Source organism: Pseudomonas sp., from assembly GCF_048269965.1.
In the GTDB taxonomy this organism is placed as follows: domain Bacteria; phylum Pseudomonadota; class Gammaproteobacteria; order Pseudomonadales; family Pseudomonadaceae; genus Aquipseudomonas.
In genome coordinates this window covers 1-6490 of sequence record NZ_JBLWTV010000048.1, presented here as the reverse complement: position 1 = coordinate 6490, position 6490 = coordinate 1, and the positions used below count along the sequence as shown (strand labels likewise).

The window sequence follows — 6490 nt, the reverse complement described above, 5'->3', positions numbered from 1 at the left end:
GGTGTCACCGCAACGGTGTGGTGGATGTCAGCACCCACCTGTCCCTGTTCCCTGGCGACAGCGGCCTGAGCGAAGCGGAACTGTTCGCCCTGTTCAGCGACCTGCGCCGTGCGCTGCCGATGCCGCTATGCCCGGTGGACGAAGAAGCGGTACTGGCCGCGAGCAAACCCAGCCGGGTGCTGCTGCTGATCAACATCGGCCTGGACCCCACCCAGCAAGCCCCGACAGCATCTGCCATCGGCGAGCAGTCGATGCTGAACGCGGCGCCGGAAAGCCTGGTGCTGAGCGTGGATCAGGTCACGCTCAACAGCTGGAACGAGATGCTGGTGACCCGCTACGAAGGGCCGAAGGCGCTGCCGCTGTGCCTGCGCGATTATCTGGATAGCCTCGAGCGGGTCGTGCAGGCACCGCAACTGCAGGTCTTCTGCTTCGCCCGCAATCGCGGACAGGCCATCGCGCGGCGGGTCGAGCAGATATTCGAGGATGCCCGCCAGAGCCTTGCCAGCGTCGCTCATGGACGCTACCTGCTTCAGGTTCGCCAGCATTTCCACATGCTGCAGCGCGAGGCGAACGCGCTGCGTCTCACCCACCTGAGCGATCGCGCCGCACTGCTCGAACACCTTGGCGAGGCTCACCACGCCTACAGCCCGCTCCGGCTCGATCGCTGCGCATTGGAAGGTGACGATCTGGCGCTGATTCTTGCGCAAGGCCGCCCGGGATGCCTGCAGGTGTTCTACCGCACGGCCGGGGAAATCGCCGAACTCAGCGTGCTCGATGAATGCAATGCCCTCTGGCGCCAGCAGCTGCCCTATCGCGACGAGCGCACCCTGCTGCGCCCGCTGATGCGCTTTCTCGAGTCAATGCTGTATCGACGTAACGCGCAGCAGCCCGGACAAAGCCAGGAGCTGGTCGACCCGGCGATCCTCTTCTACCGCATTCAACCCGGACAAGGCGCCCGACCGGCACAACTGGAACGAAGACCGGCGCCCCAGGGCGAGGTCAACGATCCGTTCTACGACGTGCAGGCGATTGTCGAAGCGGGCGAAAACGGTCGCTCGCAGGTCACCCTGTACTGTAACCATCAGGAGTTTTCCGGCCTGGAATATGGTGCCGAGCTGTTCGCCGCCGTGACACGCACGATCATTTCCCGGCGCCGCGACGGTGAACGCTACCCCTGCTACATCACCGACCTCGACCTCACTGGCCTGCACGGCAGCGGACGCAGCCAGACTGTGCAGTACCTGCGCTACAAGGCGCGCCTGGAGGCGGCGCTGAATGCGGCAATGGAGTCATAAGAGGGCGCTGACGGGGCTTCAGTCAGCGTCTCGACGAGGTTCCGGCCTGGCGAACCAGCTGCATTGCGCAGTGGCTATTCAACGCTTTTCGCACCAACAAAGGCAGAGCTGCCGAAAGCTGCTACCAGCCCGATCGCAGCGGCGGCCAGGCTGATCATCTCGCAAGCGTCGCCCGTCAGAACGGATCGCCTGCCGCTTCGGGCTGGTATTCGATCGCGAGCAGAGTGAGCTTGATCATCTTGCCGGATGGAGTCGGCCAGTCGATGTGCTGGCCGACACTCATGCCCAGCAGCGCCGTACCGACCGGTGCGAGGACGGACACGGTGCCTTCCTTGCCGGCGTCGTGGGGATAGACCAGCGTCAGGTGGTAGTCCTTGCCCGTGCCTTCGTCGCGGCAGTGCACGCGCGAATTCATGGTCACGACGCCAGCAGGCATCTCGCTGCGTTCCACGATCTGCGCCCGCGACAGTTCCTGCTCGAGCGCTTCGGCGGCCGGACCGTAGTCGTCCAGACTGTCGAGCAGCCGCTCAAGGCGCTGCAGATCGAGTTGGGTAAGGATGATCGGCGGTGCACTGGTCATGGGTTCTGGCAAGCTCCTGCGAAAAAATAAAACACGAAAAAAGCAAAACCCCGCCCGAAGGCGGGGTTTTGTTGACCTGCGAAGACACTATCACAGCAGCCCGAATAAGCAAGGCCCCCACCGGCAGCGCCCGGCTCGCGGGGGCTGCACGCAGATTGCGTCAGATATCCTCGAATTCCAGCGCTTCGCCGCCCTGCTCCAGCGTCACCCGCGAGAGCAGCTCTCCGAGGCGCTCGCCGCTTGCATCGCACAGCCACAGCTGGCTGCCTTCGTCGTAGTCGAAATGAAAGCCGCCGGAGCGCGCCGCGACCCACAGCTGGCGCAACGCGGGCTGGCGGCTGAGGATCAGCTGACTGCCGTTATCGAAGCGCACGGTCAGCACACCACCGGAGTTCTCCAGGTCGACGTCCAGACTGGTGTCATCGAATACGTCCTCGACGCTCTCCTGCACAGCATCGACCAGATCGTGATAACGGGCTTCGCTCAGGCTCATGCAACACTTCCTCGAATTGTTCTGCACGCGACGCGGGCCGCATGCGATGGCGGCGAGCTTAGCAGGGCGCAGCCGGATCAAGCGAGCCGCCCGCCAGCACGGCCGCCGTGTGACGTGCTGCTCGCATAGGCAATCCGCCGGGTGCTGGGTATACTCCGGCGATTAGATTTTTCAAGGATTCCAGTCCCCATGAAGCGCCTTCTGCTTCCCTTCATCGCACTCGCCGTCTTCGCCGCCGCGCTCAGCGGTTGTGGCCAGAAAGGTCCGCTGTACCTGCCGGATGACGAGAAAACCGTCAAAGAACGTTCCAAAGACCGTTTCGAACTCTAAAGGAGGCTGTTCATGGAGGCCTTCTCGTACCGCGACGGTCAACTCTTCGCGGAAGGCGTGGCACTGCCCGCACTTGCGCAACGCTTCGGCACCCCGACCTACGTCTATTCCCGCGCGCACATCGAAGCCCAGTACCGGGCCTATGCCGATGCGCTGGATGGCATGCCGCATCTGGTCTGCTTCGCCGTCAAAGCCAATTCGAACCTGGGCGTGCTGAACGTCCTGGCACGTCTCGGCGCCGGCTTCGACATCGTCTCGCGCGGTGAGCTGGAGCGCGTGCTGGCCGCCGGCGGACAGCCGGACCGTATCGTCTTCTCTGGCGTCGGCAAGACCCGTGACGACATGCGCCGGGCGCTGGAAGTCGGCGTGCACTGCTTCAACGTGGAATCCACCGATGAGCTGGAGCGCCTGCAGCAGGTCGCCGCCGAGCTCGGCAAAAAAGCGCCGGTGTCGCTACGGGTCAATCCGGACGTCGATGCCGGCACCCACCCGTACATTTCCACAGGTCTCAAAGAGAACAAGTTCGGCATCGATATCGACAATGCCGAGGCGGTCTACGCCCGTGCCGCCGAGCTGCCGAACCTGGAAGTGGTCGGTGTCGACTGCCATATCGGTTCGCAGCTGACCAGCCTGCCGCCTTTCCTCGATGCGCTCGACCGCCTGCTCGCCCTGACCGAGCGCCTCGCTGCACGCGGCATCCAGATTCGTCACCTTGACCTCGGTGGCGGCCTCGGCGTGCGTTACCGCGACGAGCAGCCACCGCTGGCCGGCGACTACATCCAGGCCGTGCGCCAGCGCATCGAAGGCCGCGGGCTGGCGCTGGTTTTCGAGCCAGGCCGCTCCATCGTCGCCAACGCCGGCGTGCTGCTGACCCGCGTGGAATACCTCAAGCACACCGCGCACAAGGATTTCGCCATCGTCGATGCGGCGATGAACGACCTGATCCGTCCGGCGCTGTACCAGGCGTGGATGAACGTCATCGCGGTGCAGCCGCACGAAGGCGATACGCGTCGCTACGACATCGTCGGACCGATCTGCGAAACCGGCGACTTCCTCGCCAAGGATCGTGAGCTGGCGCTGGTCGAGGGCGACCTGCTGGCGGTGTGTTCGGCCGGTGCCTACGGCTTCGTCATGAGCTCCAACTACAACACCCGCGGCCGCGCCGCCGAGGTGCTGGTGGACGGTGACCAGGCCTTCGAAGTGCGCCGTCGCGAGAGCGTTCAGGAGCTATACGCCGGCGAAAGCCTGCTGCCCACTTGAGGCCAAGATCATGCTTCTGCGCTTTACCAAGATGCACGGTCTGGGCAACGACTTCATGGTCATCGACCTGGTCAGCCAGCACGCGCACATCCAGCCCAAGCACGCCAAGCAGTGGGGCGATCGCCACACCGGAGTCGGTTTTGATCAGCTGCTGATCGTCGAGCCGCCGCAGAACCCGGACGTGGATTTCCGCTACCGCATCTTCAATTCCGACGGTTCGGAAGTGGAGCAGTGCGGCAACGGCGCGCGCTGCTTCGCCCGCTTTGTGGTCGACAAGCGCCTGACCGTGAAACGCAAGATCAAGGTCGAAACCAAGGGCGGCATCATCGAGCTGGATATCCGTCCCGATGGGCAGATCCGCGTCGACATGGGTCCGCCGCGACTGGTGCCGTCCGAGATTCCGTTCCAGGCCGACCAGGAAGCCCTGAGCTATCCGCTCGAAGTCGATGGCCAGCGCGTCGAGTTGGCCGCCGTGTCCATGGGCAACCCCCATGCGGTGCTGCGCGTCGACAGCGTCGAGCAGGCACCTGTGCATGAACTCGGACCGAAGATCGAACATCACCCGCGCTTTCCGCAGCGGGTCAATGTCGGCTTCCTGCAGGTCGTCGATCGCCGCCATGCGCGGCTGCGCGTGTGGGAACGCGGCGCCGGGGAAACCCAGGCCTGCGGTACCGGCGCCTGCGCGGCTGCGGTCGCGGCAATACGCCAGGGCTGGATGGATTCGCCGGTGCAGATCGAGCTGCCGGGTGGCCGCCTGTCCATCGAATGGGCAGGTCCCGGGCAGCCGGTTATGATGACCGGCCCCGCCGTTCGTGTATTTGAAGGACAGGTTCGCCTATGACCGACCAGACTCAGGGCAGCACCCCGCTACCCGACGCCGAAGCAGTCGCCGCCTACCTGCGCGCCCACCCGGAATTCTTCGTCGACCACGACGAGCTGATCCCTGAGCTGCGCATTCCCCATCAGCCGGGCACCGCGGTGTCGCTGGTGGAGCGTCAGGTCAAGCTGCTGCGTGAGCGCAACATCGAGATGCGCCATCGCCTGTCGCAACTGATGGACGTGGCGCGCGACAACGACCGTCTGTTCGACAAGACCCGCCGCCTGGTGCTCGACCTGCTCGACGCCAGCAGCCTGGAAGAAGTGGTCAGCGCGGTGGAAGACAGCCTGCGCCACGAGTTCCAGGTGCCCTACGTCAGCCTGATCCTGTTCAGCGACGCGACACTGCCGGTGGGCCGCTGCGTCAGCACCGGCGAGGCACAGCAGAGCATCGGCGGTCTGCTCGACGGCGGCAAGACCATCTGCGGCGTGCTCCGCCCGCACGAGCTGAGCTTTCTGTTCGGCGCCGAAGACAGCAGCAGCGTGGGCTCCGCGGCGGTAGTCAGCCTGAACAATCAGCTGGGCGTACTGGCGATCGGCAGCCCGGATCCACAGCACTACAAGAGCTCGCTGGGCACGCTGTTCCTCGGTTATATCGCCGAAGTGCTGACCCGCGTGCTGCCGCGCTTTGGTACGCCGCTGCGCTCGGTACGCTGAGCGCAATTGCCGACCAACGCCACGCACCACACGCGCCTGCTCGCGGCCTGAGGCTGGAGCCTGTTCATGCAGAACGAACTCGACGCCTACTTCGAACACCTGCGCAGCGCCCGGCAGCTGTCGGGCCACTCGCTGGACGGCTACCGCCGCGACCTGAACAAGCTGCTGACTTACTGCGAGCGCGAAAACATCGCCGAGTGGAATGCACTGCAAGGCCGACACCTGCGCCAGCTGGTCGGCGAGCTGCATCGCCAGGGCCAGTCCAGCCGCAGCGTGGCGCGCCTGCTCTCATCGGTGCGCGGCCTCTACCGCTACCTGAATCAGGAAGGCCTCTGCCAGCACGATCCGGCTACCGGCCTGTCCGCGCCGAAAGGTGAACGACGTCTTCCGAAGCTGCTGGATACCGATCGCGCCATGCAGCTGCTCGACGGTGGCGTCGAGGACGATTTCATCGGCCTGCGCGATCAGGCGATGCTCGAGCTGTTCTATTCATCCGGCCTGCGGCTTTCGGAACTGGTCAGCCTGAACCTCGACCAGCTCGACCTGCCGGCAGGCATGGTGCGAGTGCTCGGCAAGGGCAACAAGGTGCGCGAGCTGCCGGTAGGGCGCAAGGCGCGCGAGGCCTTGCAAGCCTGGTTGCCTGTACGTGCGCTCGCCAACCCGGCCGATGGCGCGGTATTCATCGGCCAGCAGGGTCGCCGTCTCGGCGCGCGGGCCGTGCAAGTGCGAGTGCGCCAGGCCGGAGTGCGCGAGCTTGGCCAGCACCTGCATCCACACATGTTGCGCCACAGCTTCGCCAGCCATCTGCTGGAGTCGTCGCAGGACCTGCGCTCGGTGCAGGAGCTGCTCGGCCATGCCGACATCGGCACCACGCAGATCTACACCCATCTGGACTTTCAGCACCTGGCCAAGGTCTACGATCAGGCGCATCCGCGCGCCAAGCGCAAGCAGGACACCGACACATGAGCATTCGCCTGATCACCTTCGACTTGGACGATA

8 protein-coding genes are annotated in these 6490 nt (G+C 64.8%); 6 read left to right on the top strand and 2 right to left on the bottom strand.

Features of this window, described 5'->3' with window-relative positions:
• The coding region (locus ACN0X6_RS24790) for a class I adenylate cyclase (RefSeq protein ID WP_417707996.1) at positions 1-1295 on the top strand (1295 nt) is incomplete at its 5' end.
• A 175-nt stretch (positions 1296-1470) separates the two neighbouring features.
• Here ACN0X6_RS24790 and rnk read toward each other — a convergent pair.
• Positions 1471-1875 (bottom strand): nucleoside diphosphate kinase regulator, encoded by a 405-nt coding sequence (rnk, locus tag ACN0X6_RS24785; RefSeq protein WP_014821760.1) that lies wholly within the window; start codon positions 1873-1875, stop codon positions 1471-1473.
• Positions 1876-2035: 160 nt separating this feature from the next.
• Positions 2036-2368, bottom strand: a complete 333-nt coding sequence (gene cyaY, locus ACN0X6_RS24780) for an iron donor protein CyaY (RefSeq protein WP_003301128.1) — start codon at positions 2366-2368, stop codon at positions 2036-2038.
• Positions 2369-2557: 189 nt separating this feature from the next.
• Between cyaY and lptM the strand changes: the two genes are divergently transcribed.
• The 5 genes from lptM to xerC all read left to right on the top strand — a co-directional run bounded on the left by lptM (position 2558) and on the right by xerC (position 6457).
• Positions 2558-2698: an LPS translocon maturation chaperone LptM gene (gene lptM / locus ACN0X6_RS24775; protein WP_014821761.1), complete on the top strand. Its 141-nt coding sequence runs from the start codon at positions 2558-2560 to the stop codon at positions 2696-2698.
• A gap of 12 nt (positions 2699-2710) precedes the next feature.
• Positions 2711-3958, top strand: a complete 1248-nt coding sequence (gene lysA / locus ACN0X6_RS24770; RefSeq protein ID WP_041015176.1) for a diaminopimelate decarboxylase — start codon at positions 2711-2713, stop codon at positions 3956-3958.
• 10 nt (positions 3959-3968) lie between these two features.
• Entirely contained in the window at positions 3969-4799 is an 831-nt protein-coding gene (gene dapF / locus ACN0X6_RS24765; protein ID WP_041015177.1) for a diaminopimelate epimerase, read from the top strand.
• Positions 4796-5491, top strand: coding sequence for a DUF484 family protein (locus ACN0X6_RS24760; RefSeq protein ID WP_014821764.1), 696 nt, complete (start codon positions 4796-4798; stop codon positions 5489-5491). Before dapF ends, ACN0X6_RS24760 begins: the two co-directional genes overlap by 4 nt.
• Before the next feature lie 66 nt (positions 5492-5557).
• Entirely contained in the window at positions 5558-6457 is a 900-nt protein-coding gene (gene xerC / locus ACN0X6_RS24755) for a tyrosine recombinase XerC (protein ID WP_014821765.1), read from the top strand.
• The last annotated feature ends 33 nt before the right edge of the window (positions 6458-6490 follow it).

Coding starts and splice junctions, on each gene's coding strand:
- xerC (WP_014821765.1), top strand. CDS start 5,558: ATGCAGAACGAACTCGACGCCTACTTCGAACACCTGCGCAGCGCCCGG.
- cyaY (WP_003301128.1), bottom strand. CDS start 2,368: ATGAGCCTGAGCGAAGCCCGTTATCACGATCTGGTCGATGCTGTGCAG.
- dapF (WP_041015177.1), top strand. CDS start 3,969: ATGCTTCTGCGCTTTACCAAGATGCACGGTCTGGGCAACGACTTCATG.
- ACN0X6_RS24760 (WP_014821764.1), top strand. CDS start 4,796: ATGACCGACCAGACTCAGGGCAGCACCCCGCTACCCGACGCCGAAGCA.
- lysA (WP_041015176.1), top strand. CDS start 2,711: ATGGAGGCCTTCTCGTACCGCGACGGTCAACTCTTCGCGGAAGGCGTG.
- rnk (WP_014821760.1), bottom strand. CDS start 1,875: ATGACCAGTGCACCGCCGATCATCCTTACCCAACTCGATCTGCAGCGC.
- lptM (WP_014821761.1), top strand. CDS start 2,558: ATGAAGCGCCTTCTGCTTCCCTTCATCGCACTCGCCGTCTTCGCCGCC.